A 22790-nucleotide genomic window follows, 5' to 3' on the forward strand; every position below is an offset into this window, starting at 1 on the left:
CTTACTATATTTTCCGGTGTTTGCGCAATGCCAGCACATTGGCGGCCATGAAGAACAGAGACAGTCCCAGCAGCACATACACATCCAGGGCGATCCCGTCCCAGCCCTGTCCGCGGATCATTACATTGCGCAGGGCCTCCGCGCCGTACTTCAGCGGCATCAGATGGGCCAGCCAGCGCAGCCACTCCGACATGCTGTCCAGATCGAACAGGCCGGAGAAGAAAATCTGGGGCACAATGACCAGCGGGATAAACTGGACCATTTGAAACTCGGTGTTGGCAAAGGCCGACAGGAAGGTGCCGAAGCTTAAAGCGGTTATGGACAAAAGCAGCGTGATCAGCAGCACGTACCAGAAGGAGCCGACCATCATCATCCCCAGGACATGGATGCAATACCAGGCGATCAGAACAGCCTGCAGCAGGGTGAAAATGCCGAAGCCGGCAATGTACCCGGCGACAATCTCCCAACGGCGGAGAGGGGTAGCCAGCAGTCTTTCCAGGGTGCCGCTGGTGCGCTCCTTCAGGAAGGAGATGCCGGCAATCAGGAAGACGAAGAAAAAGGCGAAGACGCCGATCAGCACCGGGCCGAAGCTGTCAAAGGAAGCCATATTTGCCGAGCCGTGCAAGTAGTTGAACACGGGAGCGGCCTGTGCCGCGGCGCCGGAGGGAGCCAGGGCGGCAGCCTGCGCCTGGAAGGTCTTCTGAAGCAGGAGCATCACCGCGCGGTTCTTGGAGGGATCGCTGCCCTCCAGCTTAACCTGGGGCGTTTGATTCTCCAGAACCAGATAGGCGTCCGCTTTTCTGTCACTCAGAGCCGCTTCGGCATCGGCTGCGGAAGCATATTCCGTTACGGTCGCCCCATTCTGGACTACAGCCGCCGCCAGATTGGAAGGGATGTTCACTGTCCCGATTTTGGGCACATAGGTGTCGCCGTTAAAAACCAAATACATCAGGGTCAAAATAAGCAGGGGAGCGGCGATCATTAATGCCATAGTCCGTTTGTCGCGGATAAATTGCCGCAGAATGCGGATAATCAGAGCCCGGATTCTCATGAGCGGATACCTCCGTAATACAGGAATGCTTCCTCAATGGTGCCGCTTCCGGTTTCATCCTTCAGCGCTTCGGGTGTGCCGACGGCTATCAGGCTGCCCTCCCGGACCATGCCCAGCCGGTGGCATTTGTCCGCCTCGTCCATCACATGGGTGGTCACCAGGATGGTGGTTCCGCCGCGGCTCAGGTTGTCAAGCTCATCCCAGATGGATTTGCGCAGCACTGGGTCGATGCCCACGGTGGGCTCATCCAGAATCAGCACCTCCGGCTGGTGCATCAACGCGATGGCCAGGGACAAGCGGCGCTTCATGCCGCCGGAATAGGAGCCCACGGGCTTCTTCATATGCTCCGTCAAATTCACCAGCTCCATCACCTCGGCCATCCGCTTGTCCAGCCGGGGCCCCCGAAGTCCGAACAGGGAGCCGAAAAACTCCATATTTTCCTTGGCCGACAGCTCGCTGTACATGGCATCCGACTGGGCCATATAGCCGATGCTGGTGAGCATCTCCAGCTTGGGCATGGTTGTGCCCAGCACCGTGACGGTGCCGCTTGTGGCTTCATCGATTCCCGCCAAAATTTTCACCAGGGTGGTTTTGCCGGAGCCGGAGGGCCCCAGCAAGCCGAATATTTCCTTGCGGAATACTTCCAGGCTGATGCCATGGAGCACCTCTTTGTCCTGAAACCGCCGGACAACTCCTTCGGCGCGGAGGCAGATGTCTTGATCTGTTCTCATTGTGATTCCTCCTAAAAGTTTTGCGTCAGCAAAACTTGCATCATAAGCATAATCCGGGCTTTCCGAAGGAAAGCCTGCATCGTAAGCATAAGCATGCAGAAACCTTCGCGACCTCGAAAGTGAGTAATCACTCACATCTAGAGTATACTCCCTTGTTGGGGGTTTGTAAAGTGAGTAATCACTCATTTTCGTGAAATAAAGCAGAGCTGCCTGCAAGGGGGCGGCAGCTCATGCTCTTTTGTTGCGAATATGCGAATGTATTTGAAATTTCGAGTCTATATCGCCTTTTGGTTGAAAATTGGGCGGTTATACTCGATTTTTCGAGTTTATTTGGGCCGAATGTTAGGAGAGAGGGCTATTGTATATGATATTTCGAATCCAACAAGGCTCAGCGGCCAAAAGGGCGAAAATGTATTCGGTTTTTCGACTCCAACATTGATCGGAATGCCGTACCGGCGGCTAAGGAGACCTTCATCGGTGCTTTCTGCACAAGCAGCATGGCAGCTATTTGCCCTTTGTGGTCTCCAGCAGCTGCGGCACGGTGACCAGCTCATAACCTTTGGCCTGAAGGCCTGTAATCAGCTCGGGCAACGCGTCGATGGTCCCCTGGAGGCTCCCGTCCGGACCGGTGGCGCAGTGCATGAGGATAATGGCTCCCGGCTTGGCCGCTTCCATGGACCGTTTGAGCACCTGCTCCCCTGATACGCCCCGCCAATCCTCGGGGTCCACATTCCAGTTGACGGTCAGATACCCCGCCTCCTTCAGCCAGGCCAGCTCATCATCCGTTACCGCTCCATAGGGCGGACGGATCAGCCGGGGGGCATACCCTGCCAGAGGGGAGAGGGCGGCTTCCGATTTCTCAATATCCTCGATAAATTTGTCCATGCTCAGTTTTTTCAATTGGGCATGATTGTACGTGTGGTTGCCCAGCACATGGCCTTCCCGGGCGATCCGTCTGACCATATCGGGGTGCTGCTCCGCCAGCTTTCCGATAACAAAAAAGGTGGCTTTCACATTATGCTTCTTCAGGATATCCAGCACCTTGGGGGTGTAGAGGGTATCCGGAGCATCGTCGAAGGTCAGGGCGATCTGCTGCTTGGCGCTGCTTCCGCGGAAAATAAAGCTGTCCGCATATTTTTGGCGCAGTTCGGTCAGCGAATAAACCTTTGCCGCCGCTCCAGCCCCGGATTGCGCTTTGCTTCGGCCTGCCGCTTGCTCCGCCTTGCGGGCGCCGGCAGGTTTGTCTTTTTTGGGAGCCGCTTTTTTGGCCGCGGCGGGAGCGGCGGAAGATTTAGCCTCCGGGCTGGGCGAAGCTGCAGGAGTTTCCGCAGGCGCCGAAGCCGATGGAGACGGAATCGGGATGACAGGAGCTGCAGGCGGGGCGGAAGGAAGCACAGAATCTGCGGCTGCAGCCGGGTTGGGAAGAACCGGAGCCGGCTCGGTCAACGACCCGGACGGGGCTGGCTCAGACAGGGGGCTGACGGTTTTTTCCCTGGCTCCGCCAAAGCAGCCGCTTAGGAGCAGCAAAAATGCTGCGCAAAAGGGAATCCATCTGTTCAATCCATTCACTCCCATTCACTTTGGTCATATATTCAGCATGCCCCGGTATGGTGGATTCATGACCCTTGAAGGGAAGGCAATTTTTCGGGAAGGGCCGCATTTGGCCGGGGCAAAAAGGTCTTTTCAGAGGGGAAGGGGATAGGTAGAATGGAGGACATACATATTCATAACAAAAGGAGGCAGTGGGCAATGGGATTGCAGGAGCTGCGGCTGATCAAGCCGGATGTCGGCATGGAAGAAGCCTATGTTGGGTTTCGGCAGGAATGGCTGGATAAGGGAGAAGCGAATATGCCTACCGTCCTTCAAGAGGATGCCAGTGATTTTGCGGCGCTGGTTGCCAGGCTGGAAGCCGCGGAGCAAGGGGCGGGTTTGCCTGACGGATGGGTGCCGTATTCCACCTATTGGCTTGTCAGTGGAGGCGGCAGGATATTGGGGGTCGTTACCATCCGGCACAGGCTCAACTCATTTTTGAACCATATCGGGGGGCACATCGGTTACGGAATCCGTCCGGCTGAGCGGGGCAAGGGTTATGCCGTGAGGATGCTGGCCTTGGCCCTGCCGGAGGCCAAAAAGCTGGGGTTGGAACGGGTTCTGGTTACCTGCGATGCGACTAATACCGCTTCTGAACGGACCATCCGGCGCAACGGCGGAGTGGAGGACATCCCAACCGCCAGGAGAGGGAATGGGAATGAGCGTGGGCATGAAGATAGGGACGGAGACGGGAATGGGGATGCGGACGGAGTGACCAAACGGTTCTGGATCGACTTGAGAAGCTGATTGGGCAACGTTTGGTTGTGCAGTCAGGAGGGGAGTTGGCGGTATTTCCGCCAATTTCCGCGGATTAACAGCTGCTCATTTCCGTAAGCGAGGAAAATGTCCGCAAAATCCCTCCGTAAGAGCCGCTGAGTTCCGTTGAGCCGCTTCCGGGTATAGAGAGGACCGTGTAAGCGGGCAGACAACAAGCAGACGCCGGGAACAATTCCCGACGCCTGCTTGTATTAACCCAGTTAACCCAGGTTCCGGACCGGAACCGCTGCAGCCGACAGATCATTGCGCTCCAGCTCTTGCCGGGAGAGTTTCGTTTCTGCCAGGGTCAGGTAGACCTCTGTCCCCGGCAGCGCCGTGCTGTCGGAGAGCCTCAGACCGCGGACCCGGGTCATCTCCAGCACGCTCAGCTCGGGCTTGGCAGCGTTGCCGCGGAAGCCGCGGACTCGCAGATCCTCTACATCCTCGGCTGCCAAGGCTTGCGTCCAATGGCGGTTGGGCTCGCCCTGCCAATGAATCTCCACATCGCTCAAGGCCACATCCTTGGCATGGTTCAGATACATGGCCGGCACCGGATGGGGGAAGATGCCCCGGTTGGAAGGCTGGGTATCGAATACGCCGCCGGGGTAGCCGCTCATCACCCGCATGGTCTGCTTCACGTTGCGGATGGAAATGCCCTCGATCACGCTTTCCGCGGAGCCGCCGATAAACATGCCCCCTTCGGACTCAATCAGCAGCTGCTCGAACCGGATATTGCGGATTTTCCCCGGGGCCGGGGCGTCGGGTTTGTTCCGGCGTTCGGCCGTCATAAAGATCGGCTCCGACTTGCCCCACCAGCCCCCATGGCGCCGGTTGGTGTCTTCCTCGTTGCTGAACAGGCGGGTTTCGATAAACAGGTTGGAAAACAGCATGTTTTCCATGGTGGCTCCGTCCCGGACCCAGATGCCCACGCCCCGGTTGGAGTTGCGGATCACACAGTTGGACACGGCGATGTTGCGGATGTCCCCGTGGGTTTCCGTGCCGATTTTGATGGCGGAATCATGGGATTGCAGGGTGCAGTTGGTGACCGTTATGTTTTCACAGGCCCCGTAGCGTTCAGCACCGTATTTGGTGGCTTTGACCACGATGCAGTCGTCCCCGGTTTCGATGTGGCAGTTGGAAATATGCACGTCCTGGCAGCTGTCCGGGTCGATGCCGTCATTGTTGGGGCCACGGACCTGGCCGAGAATCTTGACGCCGGTGACCGTCACCTGGCGGCAGCCGGTCATGTGCATGCCCCAGGAAGAGGCGTGGTACAGGGTTACATCCCGGAACACCACATTGACGCAGCCCTCCAGATCGATGAGCTTGGGGCGGAATGGGCGGATGATCTCCAACACCGTATCCGAGCCCTCATCCTCCGGGGCCAGGAATTGCTCGCCCCGCCCGTCGATAGTGCCCAGACCGGTGACGGCAATGTTCACCGCATGACGGGCGCAGAGCAAAGCGCGGTTGCCCTGGCCTTCGCTTAGGAATTGCCCGGCTTCACCCTCCGGTGCGGCAAAGTCCGCCTCCTCCATGCTGCTTACCAGCCGCGCCGCCGGAGCCAAATGCAGCTCCACATAGGAGCGGAGCATCAGGGTACCGGTGAGAAACGCCCCGGCAGGAACCAGAACGGTGCCGCCTCCTTGCTCTGCGCAGGTGTCGATGGCCTTTTGTATGCTGGCGGTGGAGAGGGTGGCTCCGTCTCCGATTGCGCCGAAATCCTTGATGTTAATCATTTGTCCAATAGCCTCCTTGGGATGTGTAAGCAGGTTGTCTTAGATGCAGGCGGGCCCGGAATCAGGCGGAATCAGACCGGCTCCACCTTATGTTCTGTATAGTCGAAATATTTGCCTTCCAAGAGGCCAATCAGGGTACTGGTGACCCTCACCTCCAGCTCATTGGCTCCTTGCCGAAGAAGCGCCGCGTCGGCCTCCCACGTGTAAGGGGACCAAAGCCGGACTCCCAAAGGCCGGCCGTTCAGCAGCACCTCCACAGGATCATGAGGGGACCAGTCGCGGAAGCTTAGGATAAGGCGATCTGCTGCCGGGAGCTCGTCCAGCTCAAGAATACGCTTGAAGGACCAGGCTCCCGCATAGTAGGGGTAGCCCGGATAATACGTATCCGCAGCCAATGTTTCCGCCGAAGCCGGAGCTTCCCCCAATACAGGAAGCCCTTCTTCACCGAAGGTTATACCAAAATCGCCGTACAAATACAGCGCATCCGTAACGCCATCCCAGTCATGAGCCACCTCGACATAAACAGTCAGCTCGTTCCAGCCCTCCACAAGAACCCCTGCCGCCGGGCAGATAATATTGGCGTTATCGTAGATGAGCGCAGGCCGGAAGTCCCCTTTGCCAAAAGAATGCCCGTTCAGACTCAAGGTCCAGCCGCCGCGGATCGCCGATTCATCCATTAATATGCTGCATTCGGCCGGTGTGCGGGAAACATAGAACCGGGCTTTATAGGTGCAGGCCAACGGATACGCCACTCCCAGCTTCTTGGGGGTTCCGAAAATCTGCGAGAAGGAGACGGGAATCCGTTCCTCCCGGGCCAAATCCTCACATTGGTCGATAAATGTCTTGGCGGCCACCTGCGCCTCTTCAGCGGAGCCGTTTATAGACAGCCGGAAAAACTCCAGGCGCAGAGCATTGGGGCCAAGAGCCGCTTGCTGCCAGGGTCCTTCGGCTCCGAGGCTGAGACTCCAGGTCTGCGTAGCGGCTGCCGCAGATTCAGCGCAGGCTTCTCCGCCTTGTCCGGAAACCGGAGCCGCTTCGGGCCCGGCCGGGCGAAGCCGGAGCAGGAAGGAGCCATAAGGGGCAACCTCCCGGGCTACGGAAATCTCCGCGGAGGTTTCTTCCAGAGACAAGGTTTGCACATCGCCCGTTTCCAGATCCATCAGCTCCACCCGCACTAACCCCCGGTTCAGCCCATCTTCCCAAATCCGGGCAGGGTCCAGCCGGACGGTGCAGCTATGGGGTTGCCCCTCCTGATTGGCGGCAAACACCACATATTCGCCGCCTGGCATATAGCGGCTTTGCAGAAGGAATGGAGCCTCTTCTCCGCCGAAGTCCACGGTAACGGCTCTGGGCAAAAGCTTGTCCAGCAGCGCATCAAGCACCAACAACGGGAGCCCGTCTGAATCCGCCGCCCCATAGGGGATGAAGCAGCTTCCGGCGGCAGCGAGCCGGTTTGCCTCCTCCACCGACGCCACCTGCGCTTGAAACAGCGCCACCGCTTCCTCAGGCACAGGGCTGTCCGCCTGAATCATCTCCTCCGGCAAGCTTCCCATGGCAATAACCGTGCCGCCTGCTTCCGCAAATTGCTTCAGCTTGGCCCATGCCGCCGCCTCCAGATTGGTCACCGGAGGCACCACCAGCACGGAATAGCCGGCCTTGCCGATGACCAGACGGCCGCTCTCAACAGACGCTTCCGCCAATATCTCCGGGTCCAGATGGTCGAAATCCCGCCGGGTTTGCAGCAGGTGGCAGGACAGCTGCGTCCAAGCCTCCTTGAGCCGCTCCATGGCTTTTTTCTCCAGAGGACTTGTTCCGGCGTATTCAAAATGATGCAAGGGGTTGGAGCGGTGCGTCCACATGGATGTGGTCGGGTCAAGCAAGGCGATGCGGATATCCGCTGTACCCGTCGCCATCGTGTAGCTGAGCCGTGCGGCATAATCCGCCAGCCCCTTGAAATAGGGCCAATAGGGATTCTGATAAAACTGGGAGGGAGGCGCGTCATGCTGGGTCAGCCCGTCCACCGTATAGAAAAAAGCATGGAACGTAAACATATTGGTGCCCAACGCAGCCATTCGGTCAATCATCCATTTGGCATCCTGGAGATTCATCGACCAGCCTACGCTGTGGAAGCATTCATCCAGACAGCGCTCTCTGCCCAACTGGCGGGCAATGGAGCTGGCCATCTTCGGATTGTCCCGGAAGCTGGCGGCATACCGGCGCAGCACCCAAGGCAGGGAACGCCCCAGCTTTTCGTGGGCGCTGTCGCCGCCGGGAATATGGCTGAACCGCTGGGTGGTCATCCGGAAGGAAGGCACCTCGGCCACATATTGAAGCCCATGCTCCTGGCACCAGTCATAGACCTGCTTGTGGTAGGAGCCCGTCATCAGCTCATGGACTGTCTGGTAATAGTCATAGCGGATACGCGGCGCATCGGGATAGGCTTCATGGGTAAGCGCCGGAAGATGGGCAACGAGGGAATAGCCGTTGCGTTCCCGGAAGGACTCCTCCAGCTGCGGCGACCAGGGGATGCTGCCCAATAGTCCCACCTCATCGGTGAACATGCCCTTGACCGTAGCTCCGAATTCATCTCCAAAATGCTTCGCATACCGCTCATGGGTGAGCCGGATAAAGGTTGCCATCGCTTCCCGGTGGCAAGGGTCCACATAGGTGCCGTAATATTTGAAGTCCTCGATTTCCTGCTCCTGGTAAACCAGGATCTCCCAAGAGCCGCTGTCTTCAGGCGCTTGCCAGTCCAGAGCGTATTTGGTGTTGTATGTAAAAAAACGCTTCTGGTTGTACGTGGTCAGTCCGGTTTTTTGGAAGATGGGCTCCGTCTGGATATTGCCGATGCAGCTGGAAATATCGGCGGCGGCCTCCCATCTGTATCCGCCGTCATCCGCAAGGGGAACAGCCTTGGCGGACAGCACCTTGGCCCAGGGCAGCTCCAGTTTTACCTGTTCTCCACTGTCGGCGCGGGTCTGGTTCAATACCAGGGTTTTGTGCTTGGCGTCCGGATGAAGAAGGGTTACTTCTCCGCCGGCAATGCCGCTGGGGTAGGGATACTCGTCATAGAGCCAAACCTGCAGCCCGGCTCTTTTGGCGGCGTCAATGGCCGTCCGCACCTTCCCGAACCAGCTCTCCGAGAGGTACGGAATCTGCAGCCCTTGGCGCGGGCAGATAAAAAAGCCGCCTACTCCCTTATCGGCCATCTCCCGGATTTGTCTCTCGATCTCCGCATCCTCCATCTTGCCGTTCCAAAACCAAAACGGCATAATCCGGAACCCGTTGCCGGGATTTTTGAACAGTGCATCCTCCAATGTGCCTCGCCTCCTGTCTACCTGTACATAACTTGATCCAATTCCTCCATTACAATGTAGCCGTTTTACCCTTTTCCGGCAATCTTCATTTCTTGCTGCGGTTTGGACTGGATTCGCACTTTCTTGCGCTGGTAGGTTGCTGACGAGGTAGGCAGTCTTCCGTTGCGGAACTCAGAGACTCTTATGGGGGTGAAAACGGGAGTTTGGATGATTAACGGAACTTAGAAGCCGTTATGTCCCTTACGCAGCGAAAATGGGGAGGGAATAAGGCAGCGGCGGGGGGATAAGCGCTTCTCAGTTCCGCTGGAGCGGAAATAAGCTGCAAAAGCCGCTTTAAGAGTCGCTCAGTTCCGCTACGTTCTTCCGAGTACAGGGAAGATAGCTGGGGCGTAGATAGCTTTCGGGTGGTAGGGGGGAGATAGGTGGGGGCATAAGGAGTCTTCGGGTGGTAGGGAGCGTGGCAGCTTTGGGGCCGCTCATAGCGGAAAGGGACCTTCCGCTATGGCCGCAACCCTCCGGCTCCCGCACCAATAGCGGACAATCCCTGTCCGCTATCCCAAAAACATGCGCCGCAGCCTGCCTATTCTTCCACTGGTGCTTATGCCCTTGTGTGCCAGCCCCGTTCGTATTGGGCGGGAGCCTGAATGTTATGGCCCAGCTCCACGGCAGCGGTCCGGGGCCAATAGGGGTCCCGCAAAAAGCTGCGGCCGATAAAAATCAGGTCGCTTTGCCCGGCAGCCAGAATTTCCTCGGCCTGGGTTCCGGTAGTGATCAGCCCCACCGCCCCGGTGGCAATGCCGGTCTCCTTGCGGATATCGGCGGCATACGGCACCTGGTAGCCCGGATAATAGCGGATATCCGCCAGCACCACTCCGCCTGTACTGGTGTCGATAAGATCTACGCCCGAGGCCTTCATTTCCCGGGCGAAGTACAGAATGTCCTCCCGGGTATTGCCGCCCGGCGCATATTCCTCTGCGGAGATGCGCACAAACAGCGCCCCGGGCTTTTCCTGCTTCACGGCCTCAATCACCTGACGGAGCAGGGCAAACCGGTTTTCCCTCGAGCCGCCATAGTGGTCCTGCCTGTGGTTGGCCAGCGGCGACAAAAACTCGCTCAACAGATACCCGTGGGCGGCGTGCAGCTCCACCACATCAAAACCCGCCAGCACCGCTCTTCGGGCCGCTGCGGCAAAAGCATCAATCACTCCGGCAATTCCCTCGGCCGTCAGCTCCTCCGGAACAGGCATGTCCGGGAAGGGCAGCGGAGAGGGGGCGACACCCTTGTCCGCCGCCATGGTTTTGCGGCCGGCATGGCCCAACTGGATGCCCGCTTTGGCGCCGGAGCTATGGATCGCTGCAACCAGCTCCGTTAGTCCGGGCACCTGGCTATCGTCCCAAATTCCCAGGTCCCGGGGGCTGATGCGGCCCTCCGGCAGCACGGCGGTGGCCTCCAGGATGATCAGCCCTGCCTGGCCAACGGCCCGGCTGGCATAATGAGTGATATGCCAAGGGGTGACCACGCCGTCCTCCGCAGTGACGGAATACATACACATGGGGGACATGACAATCCGGTTCTTAAGCTCAACTCCGCCCACAATGGCGGGAGAAAACAGCAAGCTCATGCAAAAGCCTCCTTATAAAGTTATCCGATACGACTAATCGTAATTCATTGCCGGGGATTGTGCAACTTTGCCGCCGGCATTTTGCAGATTGAGAATATCTTCCACGGAAATGGGGGATACTGGTAAGTAGGATAGGCTTAAGCACCATTTTTTAGGAGGGAATTGAGAACCGATGCCAAGAAAGATAGGTTTGACCACACTTGTATGTCTGCTTTTGGCTGGAATCATGATGCCTTACGCTTTTGCCGAGGAGAAACAGGCCGCCCCGGTAGATCTTAGCCCCAATGCCCGCTCCTCCATTCTGATGGATGCGGATACGGGCACCGTTATTTTTGAGAAGAATGCCGACGAAAAGCTGCCACCCGCCAGCATTACCAAGATCATGACCATGCTGCTGACCATGGAAGCCATCGATCAGGGCAAGCTGGGCATGGATGACAAGGTGCGAACCAGCGAATATGCCGCTTCTATGGGCGGCTCCCAGATTTTCCTCGAGGTTGGGGAGGAAATGACCGTCCGGGATATGCTGAAGGGCATCGCCATGGCCTCCGGCAATGACGCCTCTGTGGCCGTAGCCGAGAAAATCGGCGGCTCCGAGGAAGGCTTTGTGCAGATGATGAACGACAGGGCCAAGGAGCTGGGGATGAACAACACCCATTTCGTCAACCCCAACGGACTGCCTGCGGAGAATCACTACACTACGGCGCGGGATATCGCTATTATGTCCCGGGAGCTGCTGAAGCATGAAGCCATTACCCAATTTACAAGCCAATACCAGGACTATCTCCGCAAGGATACGGCAAAGCCCTTCTGGCTGGTGAACACCAACAAGCTGGTGCGGTTTTATCCGGGGGCCGACGGTTTGAAAACCGGCTATACCAGCGAGGCGAAGTTCTGCCTGTCCGCTACGGCCAAACGGGAGAATTTCCGCGTGGTATCAGTGGTTCTTGGGGAGCCGGATACCAAAACACGCAATGCGGAGGTCACCAAGCTTTTTGACTACGCCTTCTCCCAATACACCAACCAGCTGATCGTTAAAACCGGCGATGCTTTAGGCGATGTAAGGGTGAAAAAGGGCAAGCCGGAAACCTTCCCGCTGACCGCCCAGCATCAATACAGCGTGCTGTTGAAAAAGGGTGAAGCCGGCCAGGACATCCGCCACGAGCTGCAACTGGATGAAGGCTTGAAGGCGCCTATTGCGGCAGGCACCCCCATCGGCAAGATTATCGTCTACAAGGGCGACCAGAAGCTGACGGAATTCCCGGTGGAGGCCCCTATGGATATACCGGAGGCCGGGTTCTGGGATATGCTGAAACGTACGGCCGGCCGATTGTTTTTCCTGGATTAGCAGTTGCTCCGTCTTCCGTCCTTTCGCAAATCCTGCCTGTTTTTGGAGAAGGCAGTTGCGCTTTCTGACTGTTTTCTTCTAGTTTTGTCGGCAGGCAGGAATCCATTTCTTGGGTGTAGAATGTGTCTCACATGCCAGATAGAGGAGTGAGCACATAATGAGTCTACATGTGGAAATGGAGCAGGGCAGCAAGGCGCTTATTGTCCGGCTCAAGGGTGAGCTGGATCACCATACGGCTGATGCAGTGAAGCACCGGATGGAAGAGGCAATCAACCGGGGGAATGCCAGTCATGTGGTGGTCAATCTCCGCGACCTGAAGTTTATGGACAGCTCCGGCCTGGGCGTCATTCTGGGACGCTACAAGCAGGTAACCGGGAAGGGCGGCAAGATGGTGCTTTGCGAGGTAAGCCCCTCCGTCTACCGGCTGTTCGAAATGTCCGGGCTGTTCAAGATTCTGGCGGTGAAGGAGAACGAGCGTCAAGCGATCTCCAGTCTGGAGGTCGTATCATGAGCGAGTTCCACAACCATATGAAGATTGAATTTGCCAGCATTTCGGAAAATGAGGGCTTCGCCCGGGTTGTGGTTGCCGCCTTCGTCTCGCAGCTGGACCCGACGCTGGATGAGCTGACGGATATTAAGACCGTCGTGTCCGAAGCGGTTACCAATGCCATTATCCACGGCTACGACAATGATCCCAACGGGGTGGTGACCATCTCCGCGGAAATCAATGGAGATATGGTGCGCATTACTGTATCTGACCGCGGGGCGGGCATTGCCGATCTGGAGCAGGCCCGGCAGCCCTTGTACACCTCCAAGCCGGAGCTGGAGCGGTCGGGGATGGGCTTTACCATCATGGAGAATTTTATGGATCAAATGGAAGTCGAAACCATTGTGAACCAGGGTACGACAGTGACTATGACAAAGCGGATCGAATCCAAAAAAGCTTTGTTCAACTAGGGAGTTTGATCTATGGATGTGGATTTGAAGAACGCCTCCCATACTTATCTGGATGACAGTGAGGTCAAACGGCTCATCGCCTTGAGCCAGTCCGGAGATACCATTGCCCGGGACACCCTGGTCAGCTGCAACATCCGTCTGGTCTGGTCCGTGGTGCAGCGCTTCCTGAACCGGGGCTACGAGGCGGAGGATCTGTTTCAGATCGGCTGCATCGGGCTGCTGAAATCCGTGGACAAATTCGATTTGTCCTACGACGTGAAATTCTCTACCTACGCGGTCCCCATGATCATCGGGGAAATCCAGCGTTTCCTGCGGGACGACGGCACTCTTAAGGTCAGCCGCTCCCTGAAGGAGCTGGCCAATAAGGTGCGCAAGATCAAGGATGAGCTGTCCAAGACCATCGGCCGGCTGCCCACCGTCAAGGAAGTGGCGGATGAGCTGGGAATCACGCCTGAAGAGGTGGTTTTTGCCCAAGAGGCCAACAAGCCGCCATCCTCCATTCATGAGACCGTGTTTGAGAACGATGGGGACCCCATCACCCTGATGGACCAGATCGCCGACGAAACCCAGGAGAAATGGTTCGAGAAGCTGGCGCTGAACGAGGCCATCGGCGGCCTGTCCGAACGGGAGCGGCTCATCGTCTACCTCCGGTACTACCGGGACCAGACCCAGTCCGAGGTGGCCACCCGCCTGGGCATCTCCCAGGTCCAGGTCTCGCGGCTGGAAAAGAAAATACTGCAAAGCATCAAAAACCAGATCGCGCAATAGCGGTCTGGTTTTTTTGCACGTTGTGCCGATGGGGCAGGGTTATCCAATTCCATACTGGGTAATGATATTTTGGCCGATAAAAAAAGATGTAACGGGATAGGAAAGGAAAGTAGATTTTGTGCTATCCAGTGTCGATTTTGAATCTTTCGGTTCATCCGGTTGTTGGCTATACTAATGGCAGGTGTAGCAAAGGAGTGGAAGCATGAAGAGGTTTAAGGATGCAAGAGATGTGTTCTTCGAACGCAGGCTGGGGCTGTTTATCCACTGGGGACTCTATGCTATCCCCGGCTGGCATGAGCAGATCCTGTGGCGTGGCGGGGTGAAGCGCTCCGATTATGAGTTGCTGGCGCACCAATTCAATCCGGAGCGCTTCGATCCGGATGCCTGGCTGGATCTGGCGCAGGAGGCGGGCATGCAGTATCTGTGCTTCACCACCAAGCATCATGACGGCTTCTGCATGTGGAATACGCGGCAGACCGCCTACAACGTGATGAATACGCCGTACGGCAGAGACGTGCTGAAGGAATTGGCGGAGGCTTGCCGGAGACGGAGCTTCCCGCTAAGCCTGTACTATTCATGCCCCGATTGGCATCATCCCCACTATCCCAATCAGGGGCGGCATCACGAGATGTTCGGGCCGAGACCCGGCGACGAGCCGGACCTGGACAAGTATTACGAATTTGTCAAGGAGCAGGTCCGCGAGCTGTGTACGAATTACGGCCCCATCTACCAATTTTTCTGGGATGTGAATGTGGCGGAGCATGAGGACCCGGAAATCAATGAGCTGATTCGCAGCCTGCAGCCGGGCATTCTGATCAATGACCGCGGCCCCGGACCGGGAGATTACAGTACCCCGGAGCGCCATGTTCCCCCGGGAGGCGCCTTCAGGAAGCCGACGGAGGCTTGCCAATCTCTCGGACGGGAGAGCTGGGGCTATAAGCAAGATGAGGATTATTACTCCGATAAGTTCCTGATGCAGAGCATCGACAAGATTCTGGCCATGGGGGGCAATTATCTGCTTAATGCAGGGCCCAAGCCGGATGGCTCCATCGCCGAAGAGAATGCGAAGACCCTCCGCCGCATCGGGGCATGGTATCATAAGGTCAAGGAAGCCTTTCAAGACACAGTCCCCGCCTCGGATATGGTGCACAAGGATGAAATCCTCATGGATGAAACCCAGGGCAAGATAGAGCGGGACCAGGTGCTGCTCACCCGAAGGGGCAATACCGTCTATGTGCATCTCTGGCGGGACCCGGAGAGCTCTGCGGTGATTCTCAGGCCACTGGATATCCTCCCGGCCAGCGTCACCTTGTTGAATAACGGTCTTCCGCTTGAAGCGAAGGTGGAGATGATCCCCTGGTATTGGCGAGAAAAGCCTTACCTGCGCATCCGTGGCATTCCGGTCAATGAGGTGCAGGACGAGGTGATGGTTCTCAAGCTGGAGTTTGACGGCAGCTGTTGTGAATAGTGTAGGTTCTGGCAGGCAGGGAGCCGTGTCCGCTTGCGGAAGAGAATAATTGCAAGAGAAGCGCACGGCATCGAGCTGTGCGTTTTTTTGGTTATATTCCATTTATTAAGAGGAAGTTATTGCTATCTAATCCAGGCTCAGTGTGCTCGTTCCGGGTATCAGGGGCCGGTTTAGAGATTTTGTTATCTTTATCGAAGAAAAAGTCGGTTTTCACCTGCCGGGACCCCGTGCTATAGTGACAGTGAATTTCACTTAAAGGACAGATATGAGACGGGGGAATCAGCAATGATCAGCAAGTTGGAAACCTTTATCGTGAGCCGCGATGATACCATCTATGAGGCATGGCCTGATGTGGTGCTCACAGACAGCGGGAAGCTGGTGGCCGTGTTTTCGGAATGTACGCATCATCATGACCGCTCCTATACAAGAATTATGCTTGCCGACAGCGGGGACAGGGGAAGAACCTGGATGCCGAAGCGGCCATTGACGGCAGGCACAGACGGGTATCCGTACTGGAACTGCGCACGGATTTCCAAGCTGGGGGACGGCCGGCTGGTTATTGCGGTTGACCGCCGTCTGGCCTCCAGGGAAGGAGAAGTGGTATTGTGGTTGGGGGATTCCGAGGGAGAGGTCTGGGAGGGTCCGGTGGAAACGCCGGTCAGCGGCATTGTCCCCGATAAGCTGTGTGAGCTTCCTTCCGGCCGTTGGCTGCTCAGCGCTCACTGGTATAGTCCCGGGCACGGATATTTGGAGCAGCGGCTCTGGTATTCGGACAATAGCGGCGCAACGTGGAAGGGGCCGGTGACGGTGGCAAGCGAGCCCGGTCTTAACCTATGTGAAATTTCGCTTCTTCCCTTGCCGGATGGGGTGATTGCGGCTATTATGAGAGAAAACTCCGGCGTCGGAAAGGATGCCTACAAGTGCTTGTCCCGCGACCAGGGGCTTACCTGGGAGGGGCCTTACCCCATGACCCTGCCTGGATGCCACCGTCCTTCCGCCGGTTTGCTGCACAGCGGGCAAGTGCTGGTTACATACCGGTTTCTGCAAGGGGGGGACGGAACGTTCGGAACCGCTGCACAAAATTTCTTTGGAGCGTTCCTCACCCAGGACTCGCTCAAGGCAAAAGAGCGGAAGCAGCAGTCCGCCCGCATCTTTCCGATTGATTACGACAGGCATCCTGAGGCAGACCTGGGATACTCGGGCTGGATTCAGTTTGATGACGGGGAAATCTATATTGTCAGTTATATTGTCGATGATGCTCCCAAGGCGCAAATCCGCGGATACAGCATGAGGGAGGACAATTGGCAATAAAGCCGCATTCTATTGTACTGCAAGCCCCTTAATTGAGGATTTAAGGGGCTTGCCAGCCTGGGCAAGGGAGACCAATCATGCGCAGAAGCAAATATTACTTGAAGCTCTTCATTATTTTCCTGGCCGTCATTTTCACCTATACGCTGGTTGCCGGAGGCATATTCATCTACAAGAGCAGCGAGTTGGCCGCCCTGGACAGATCTCATAAGGAGCAGGTGTTTATGAGGCAAATGAAGGAGAAGCTTGACACGCCGTTATACGTCTCTCTCGACATGATTAACCGGTTGAAGGAGGATGACAAGCTGGCTGCATATGCCAGGGATGCGTCCAACAGCCATTATCCGATTACCCAAGTATTCACGCAGCTCAGGAAGGACGCAAGCGCGTTTTTTAATTTCGGCTTTACTGTAAGCGTTGCCAAATCAGGGGAGGATATGGTGATTACTCCCCTCCGGACGGAGAGCAAGGAAAATTTCTTTAAGCAAATCGGTCTGGTTGGCGAGGAGGCAGCGAGATTCCAACGCTATGTCGCAAGCGACCGTGCCTTCAGCACGTTGTTCGTCGTTCTGTCCAGTGAAGGCCTTCAGTCCGATCAGCCGGTATTCACCATTATCAGGCGGGAGTGGGTGGAGAATCAGGAGATGCTCTTCTTTGTCTCCTTCTATGAACGGCAGTTGCTCCCGGTATGGTTGGAATCCGGGGGAGAAGCGTTCGCCATCGTTCATGGAGGGTGGCTTCTGGCAAGCACCGGCGCGGCATCGGATAAGGGAATATCGTCCATTCAGGAGATCATGACCAGGAAGAGCCAGAGCTACCTTGCCGAAGACCATGATTCATTGGAGACGGACGGGAATGCGGGAGGAGACGACCAGAGATGGCGGTTCGGGGATGAACAGGCCAATGGTGTATTGGAGACGGTCCGGCATAACGGGTATACGATTCACCGTCTTTATTCGGAAGCATTGAAGGACTGGCAGTACGTATATGCGGTTCCCGAGGAGAGATTGCCCTTCGGCAAGCTGCTCCGGGAAGCCCTGCTGGTTTATGGCGCGCTTGCTCTGGCAGGCTTGCTGCTGGCCGTATATGCCGCCAAGGCGAGCTATAACCCGGTCCGGCGGATGATTACGTTGTTTAAAGCAGGCCAGGCCGCAGAGTCGCGGGATGAATTTGCCTTTATTGAACGGGAGCTGGCAAAGATGCTGCAGACCAATGAGAAGTTGCAGCTGACCATAGAGCAATACCGGCTTCCGTTAAGAGACAAGTATATGCAGGATCTGCTGCTTGGCGCTCATCGTCCTCCTCCTGACAAGATCAAGCATGAGCTGGGGCTGGCACCGTCCGAGAGCGGCGCAGCCGTTCTTCTGGCAGAGATTGTTCCCGACGCGATTATGAGCTTATACAAGAAGGATGCTGTTCCGGCTATTCGCCACCGCATTATGGAACTGCTGGAGAAGCATATTGACAGGGAATTGCGGATAGGATTGCTGGAATTGGACTATAACCGGTATTGTGTCATCGTCCGGCAGGCGGAGGATGCGCAATTGCAGCCGTTGGTTCAACAGGCCATTGTTGCAATCAAGCAGGAGCTGGAATTGCCGGTTAGAGCGGCCTTCGGCAAGGCGGTGGATGATCTCGACCAATTGGAGGTCTCATACCGCTCTGCGGTGCATGTATTGGAGCTGCGGCATCTGTTTGCCGGCAAAAGCATCATTACCTCAGCGGAAGCCCAATCACAGGCCGAAGGCTCCCTTAGCTATTCCCTGGAGACGGAACGCCAGATTATCGGCATGCTGGTCGAGGGCCGGAAGGAGGAGGCAATCAATAGGCTGAGGCAAGTGCTGGAATTCAATCTGAAGGAGAAGCGCTTGAGCGAGGTGGCTCTGGCAGAGCTGCGGACGCTGCTCTTGGGAACGGTTCTGCGGACGCTTCATGCGGTCAACAAGAAGTGGGATGAAATATACGGCGGGGACTGCTCTCCCGATGAATTGGCGAGACCGGAACCGGAGGGCCCCCCAACAGAGTTTGGGCCAATACTCAGCTGCTTCGAAAGGCTGGCCGACGCTATTGGACAAGATGTCCACCGCACGGATGAGCCCATTGTCGAGCGGATGGTCAGTTACATCCATGACCATTACGCCCAGGATATTTCCCTGACCGATTTGTCCGAAGCCTTCCAGCTTACTCCGAATTACATCAGCACCATCTTCAAGAATTATACAGGCAGCAATTTCCGGGATTATCTCAATCAATACAGGGTCAGCAGGGCCAAGGAATATATGCACATTAATCCTGATCTTACGGTAGGCGAGGTGGCCCGGCTGGTAGGCTGCAATAACACGATCACCTTTACGCGGGCGTTCAAAAAATACGAGAATATTCCACCGGGGCAATACACCAAGAAGCAGTAAGGGAATCGGTTGGCGGGAAGTGTAGATTTTGATGCAAGTGGTGAATTTGTCTGTCATTTCGTAGAAGATGTCTGTATATTACGCCCCCCGCGGCTGATACATTAGAGCTGCAATATCACTCATCTGGGGGGCTCAAGCATGCTGAAAATGATATCTTCCAAATCTGCGAAGCAGATTGCCCAGCCACGGAAAGCGGTTTGGTGGTCTGTCATGAAGCATGATGCGGTGAAAGAGAAGCACCTGTATCTCATGCTCATTCCTTTTATCCTGTGGTTCTTTTTGTTTCAATTCAAGCCCATGTACGGCTTGCAGATCGCTTTCAAGGATTACAGCTTGTACCGTGGCATTCACGCCAGCGAATGGATGGGGCTTGCTCATTTTCGGGAGTTTCTAACCAGTCCTTATTTTATCCGCAATTTGAAGAATACAGTGATACTCAATGTATACGGACTGCTGTTTGCCTTCCCCGCTCCCATTATACTGGCGCTGCTGCTGAATGAAGCAAAGCATCTTTTGTTCCGCAAAATCGTGCAGACCTTCACGTATCTGCCTCACTTTATTTCCAGCGTTATTGTGGCGGGAATCGTGACCAATTTTCTTGCGCCTGAGCATGGACTCATTAATTTGCTGATCGAGAGAATGGGCGGAGAGAAGACCTATTTCCTTACGATTCCGGATTACTTTCGGACCATCTATGTCCTGTCCTTCGACATCTGGAAGGAGGCGGGCTTCGATTCCATCATTTATCTGGCGGCGCTGTCTGGCATTAACGGACAACTTTATGAAGCCGCTGTCATTGACGGGGCAAACCGCTGGAAGCAGACGCTGCATATTACGCTGCCGGGCATTCTGCCCACTGTAATCATTATGCTGCTGCTGAAGATCGGACATCTGATGGATGTAAGCTACGAAAATATTATTCTGCTGTACCAGCCGGCAACATATGCGACCGCAGATGTAATCAGCACCTACGTGTACCGCGCCGGCATGCAGGAGGGACGTTATGATCTGGCAACTGCAGTAGGGGTGTTCAATGCGGCTATCGGCTTGATCCTCGTCTACGGGGCCAATAAGCTCAGCAGAAGATTTACCCAATCCGGATTGTGGTAGGTGAGAGAAGATGAATATATCCAGAGGAGAGAAGCAATTCCGCATTGTGAATTATGGATTCCTCGCCATTCTGGCGTTGTTGACGCTGTATCCGTTTGTATACGTATTGTCCGCGTCGTTGAGTTCTTCTGCGGCCGTTGCTTCAGGGGAAGTGGTGCTTCTGCCCAAGGAAATGACCCTTAACGCGTACCAAAAGGTAATTTCACAGAAAGGAATATGGCTGGCCTATGCCAATACGGTATTTTATACCCTTGTGGGTACGCTGGTTAATCTGCTGTTCACCGTGTTGGGCGCCTATCCCTTGTCCAAGAGAAGACTGGCTTTGGGCGGAGCGGTCAGTATGCTGATTGCCGTTACCTTGTTTATCAATATGTCCGGCTCGTTCGGGATGATCCCCTTTTACCTGAATCTGAGGGATTTCGGGCTGCTGGATTCACGCCTGGGCGTCATTATTGCTTTTGCTGTCTCCACCTTCTATGTCTTCCTGATGAGGACCTTCTTCCAGTCGGTGCCGGAGGCTCTTGAAGAAGCGGCCAAGGTGGATGGGGCAAACGATTGGCAGGTGCTGTGGCGGATCTATCTGCCCCTCTCGGTTCCATCGCTGACGACCATCGGGTTGTTCTATGCGGTGGGCCGGTGGAATTCCTACTTCTGGTCAATGATTATGCTGCAGGATGAGTCGAAGCTGCCGCTTCAGGTGTTGCTTCGCAAGCTGATTGTGGAGATGAAGCTGACTGAGGAGATGCTGAACGTGGGAGATATTGCCGCCGGGATCTCGAAGGAAACGATTATCTATGCCACGATTATTGTATCTATTCTGCCGGTGGTGCTGGTGTATCCGTTTATCCAGGGATATTTTGTAAAAGGAATGATTGTAGGGGCAATCAAGGAGTAGTTGTGATTGTCTTGGAGGCCGATAAAGTTGGATCAGAGCAGGAAGCTGAATTATACATTGGGGAGGTTTTCACACATGAAACATGCACAGAAATGGACGATGGCTACATTGGCCGCTCTTCTGGCCGTCACCGCAGCAGGCTGCTCGGGGGGAAAGGAAGAGGCTGCGGCAACCCAGCCCGGAGTAAGTCCCAGTTCCGCTGCCGGGCATCCCTTCCGGATTGTGGATGAACCGCTGGAGCTGTCAATTCATTTGCACTATTTCGATCTACTCGCATTCAAGGATGAGTGGCCCATCTTCCAAAAGGCCGCAGATCTGACCAATATTAAATTGAAGGGCAAGGCTCCGCAAAGCGCGACGAAGAGCAAGGAAGTATTCAACATCATGCTGGCCTCGGGCAATCTGCCGGACATCATTCACGGGCAGAAGGCAGATATCAATAAAGCGGCGCTTGACGGAGCCTTCATAGCGCTGGACGATCTGATTGACAAGCATGCTCCCCATTTGAAGCAGTACATCCAGGATAATCCTTGGGTAAAGAAGGGATCGGAGGCGGCGGACGGCAAGCTTTATTTCGTGCCATATGTCAGTGAGCTGATTGCGGCGAAGGGCTATTTTATCCGCAAGGATTGGCTTGATAAGCTGGGCCTGGATTATCCCAAAACCGTTGACGAGTATTACCGGGTGCTCAAGGCGTTCAAGGAGCAGGACCCGAACGGCAACGGCAAGGCAGACGAGGTGCCGTTTTTCAACCGCGGCAATTATGGAGCCATGGACTTGCTTCCATTATTCGGTGCCCGGAGCGGTTGGTACGAGAAGGACGGCAAGGTGCACTACGGCAAGTACGAGAAGGAATACGGCTACGGGATGACCCAAATTGCCAAGTGGTACAAGGAGGGTCTGATCGACAAGGAAATTTTCACCCGGGGAAGCAATGCCAGAGAAGCGCTGCTCGGAAGCGATGTCGGCGGCTCGATTCACGATTATTTTGGCAGTACGGCCTCCTACAACGATTCGCTGAAGGAGAAGGTGCCGGGCATTCAACTGCTGCCCTTTGCTCCACCCGCCAATGTCAACGGCAAGGTGATGGAGGAATCGGGTGTTTACCCGCTGGCCGGCATCGGCTGGGGCATATCGGCCGCCAACAAGCATCCGGTGGAGACCATCAAGTATTTTGACTTCTGGTTTACGGAGGAAGGCCGCAGACTGAACAACTTTGGACTGGAGGGCCAGCATTACACCATGAAGGACGGCAAGCCGGTTATTACCGACGCCGTGCTGAACAATCCCGTTCCGGTCAATAAGCAGATGGAGGATGTTGGCGCCCAGATTCAAATTGGTGTGCTGAACAGCCTGGATAACAATTACCAATGGATGAATCCCATAGCCCGTGAAGGCACCAAGATGTATGTGGACAATCAGTATATTGTGCCCCAATTCCCGCAACTCACCTTCACAGAGGAAGAGCAGAAGATTGTCACGCAAAAGTGGGCCTCGATTGATACGTATATCAAGGAGACGGAACAAAGATGGATTATGGGAGCCGAACTGGTGGAGCCCAATTTCGCTAATTATATTGCCCGGTTAAAGGAGATGGGAATGGACGAGGTGCTGAAGGCATACAACGATGCCTATGGGCGTTTTGCCAAATAGCGATCCATGCTGCGTTTCCCGCCGCACCTTTAGACCGATGAAATGTCGGAGAGGCCCTCAAACCGGC

At 55.7% G+C, this 22790-nt stretch carries 17 protein-coding genes; 11 read left to right on the forward strand and 6 right to left on the reverse strand.

What is annotated here, in order from left to right; translation table 11 throughout:
• Nucleotides 1–4: 4 nt before the first annotated feature.
• The 3 genes from DQG13_RS02210 to DQG13_RS02220 form a co-directional block, all read right to left on the reverse strand.
• Nucleotides 5–1051: an ABC transporter permease gene (locus DQG13_RS02210; RefSeq protein WP_113017820.1), complete on the reverse strand. Its 1047-nt coding sequence runs from the start codon at nucleotides 1049–1051 to the stop codon at nucleotides 5–7.
• Nucleotides 1048–1782 carry an ABC transporter ATP-binding protein gene (locus DQG13_RS02215; RefSeq protein ID WP_113017822.1) on the reverse strand — a complete coding sequence of 245 codons (735 nt, stop codon included), beginning with the start codon at nucleotides 1780–1782 and terminating at the stop codon, nucleotides 1048–1050. The genes DQG13_RS02210 and DQG13_RS02215 overlap by 4 nt, the downstream gene beginning before the upstream one ends.
• A 504-nt stretch (nucleotides 1783–2286) precedes the next feature.
• On the reverse strand, nucleotides 2287–3342 hold the full coding sequence (locus DQG13_RS02220) for a polysaccharide deacetylase family protein (protein ID WP_181592518.1): 1056 nt from the start codon (nucleotides 3340–3342) through the stop codon (nucleotides 2287–2289).
• A gap of 189 nt (nucleotides 3343–3531) precedes the next feature.
• Between DQG13_RS02220 and DQG13_RS02225 the strand changes: the two genes are divergently transcribed.
• Entirely contained in the window at nucleotides 3532–4119 is a 588-nt protein-coding gene (locus DQG13_RS02225) for a GNAT family N-acetyltransferase (protein ID WP_258525415.1), read from the forward strand.
• 230 nt (nucleotides 4120–4349) lie between these two features.
• Here DQG13_RS02225 and DQG13_RS02230 read toward each other — a convergent pair whose 3' ends face one another.
• From DQG13_RS02230 to namA, 3 genes are all read right to left on the reverse strand, one after another.
• On the reverse strand, nucleotides 4350–5867 hold the full coding sequence (locus tag DQG13_RS02230; RefSeq protein WP_113017826.1) for a glycoside hydrolase family 28 protein: 1518 nt from the start codon (nucleotides 5865–5867) through the stop codon (nucleotides 4350–4352).
• Nucleotides 5868–5938: 71 nt separating this feature from the next.
• Nucleotides 5939–9184, reverse strand: a complete 3246-nt coding sequence (locus DQG13_RS02235) for a glycosyl hydrolase (protein WP_113017829.1) — start codon at nucleotides 9182–9184, stop codon at nucleotides 5939–5941.
• A 598-nt stretch (nucleotides 9185–9782) separates the two neighbouring features.
• Nucleotides 9783–10805, reverse strand: a complete 1023-nt coding sequence (gene namA, locus DQG13_RS02240; protein ID WP_113017831.1) for an NADPH dehydrogenase NamA — start codon at nucleotides 10803–10805, stop codon at nucleotides 9783–9785.
• A 172-nt stretch (nucleotides 10806–10977) separates the two neighbouring features.
• On the opposite strand from namA, the gene DQG13_RS02245 reads away from it, so the two are divergent.
• From DQG13_RS02245 to DQG13_RS02290, 10 genes are all read left to right on the forward strand, one after another.
• A complete protein-coding gene (locus DQG13_RS02245) occupies nucleotides 10978–12153 on the forward strand; it encodes a D-alanyl-D-alanine carboxypeptidase family protein (protein ID WP_113017833.1) in 1176 nt (391 codons plus the stop codon).
• A 157-nt stretch (nucleotides 12154–12310) separates the two neighbouring features.
• The gene (gene spoIIAA, locus DQG13_RS02250) at nucleotides 12311–12664 is read left to right on the forward strand and encodes an anti-sigma F factor antagonist (RefSeq protein WP_113017835.1); all 354 of its coding nucleotides are present in this window, start codon (nucleotides 12311–12313) and stop codon (nucleotides 12662–12664) included.
• Nucleotides 12661–13110 carry an anti-sigma F factor gene (gene spoIIAB, locus DQG13_RS02255; RefSeq protein WP_113017837.1) on the forward strand — a complete coding sequence of 150 codons (450 nt, stop codon included), beginning with the start codon at nucleotides 12661–12663 and terminating at the stop codon, nucleotides 13108–13110. The genes spoIIAA and spoIIAB overlap by 4 nt, the downstream gene beginning before the upstream one ends.
• A gap of 12 nt (nucleotides 13111–13122) precedes the next feature.
• The gene (gene sigF / locus DQG13_RS02260; protein WP_113017839.1) at nucleotides 13123–13878 is read left to right on the forward strand and encodes an RNA polymerase sporulation sigma factor SigF; all 756 of its coding nucleotides are present in this window, start codon (nucleotides 13123–13125) and stop codon (nucleotides 13876–13878) included.
• A gap of 202 nt (nucleotides 13879–14080) precedes the next feature.
• A complete protein-coding gene (locus tag DQG13_RS02265; protein WP_113017841.1) occupies nucleotides 14081–15346 on the forward strand; it encodes an alpha-L-fucosidase in 1266 nt (421 codons plus the stop codon).
• A gap of 285 nt (nucleotides 15347–15631) precedes the next feature.
• Entirely contained in the window at nucleotides 15632–16657 is a 1026-nt protein-coding gene (locus DQG13_RS02270) for a sialidase family protein (protein WP_113017843.1), read from the forward strand.
• 77 nt (nucleotides 16658–16734) lie between these two features.
• Nucleotides 16735–19065, forward strand: a complete 2331-nt coding sequence (locus DQG13_RS02275; RefSeq protein ID WP_113017845.1) for a helix-turn-helix domain-containing protein — start codon at nucleotides 16735–16737, stop codon at nucleotides 19063–19065.
• 138 nt (nucleotides 19066–19203) lie between these two features.
• A complete protein-coding gene (locus DQG13_RS02280; protein ID WP_258525416.1) occupies nucleotides 19204–20175 on the forward strand; it encodes an ABC transporter permease in 972 nt (323 codons plus the stop codon).
• 10 nt (nucleotides 20176–20185) lie between these two features.
• A complete protein-coding gene (locus DQG13_RS02285; protein ID WP_113017847.1) occupies nucleotides 20186–21070 on the forward strand; it encodes a carbohydrate ABC transporter permease in 885 nt (294 codons plus the stop codon).
• A 75-nt stretch (nucleotides 21071–21145) separates the two neighbouring features.
• Nucleotides 21146–22723, forward strand: coding sequence for a type 2 periplasmic-binding domain-containing protein (locus DQG13_RS02290; protein WP_113017850.1), 1578 nt, complete (start codon nucleotides 21146–21148; stop codon nucleotides 22721–22723).
• Nucleotides 22724–22790 lie beyond the last annotated feature (67 nt).

It is taken from the genome of Paenibacillus sp. YN15, from assembly GCF_003285005.1.
Classification (GTDB): Bacteria; Bacillota; Bacilli; order Paenibacillales; family NBRC-103111; genus Paenibacillus_AR.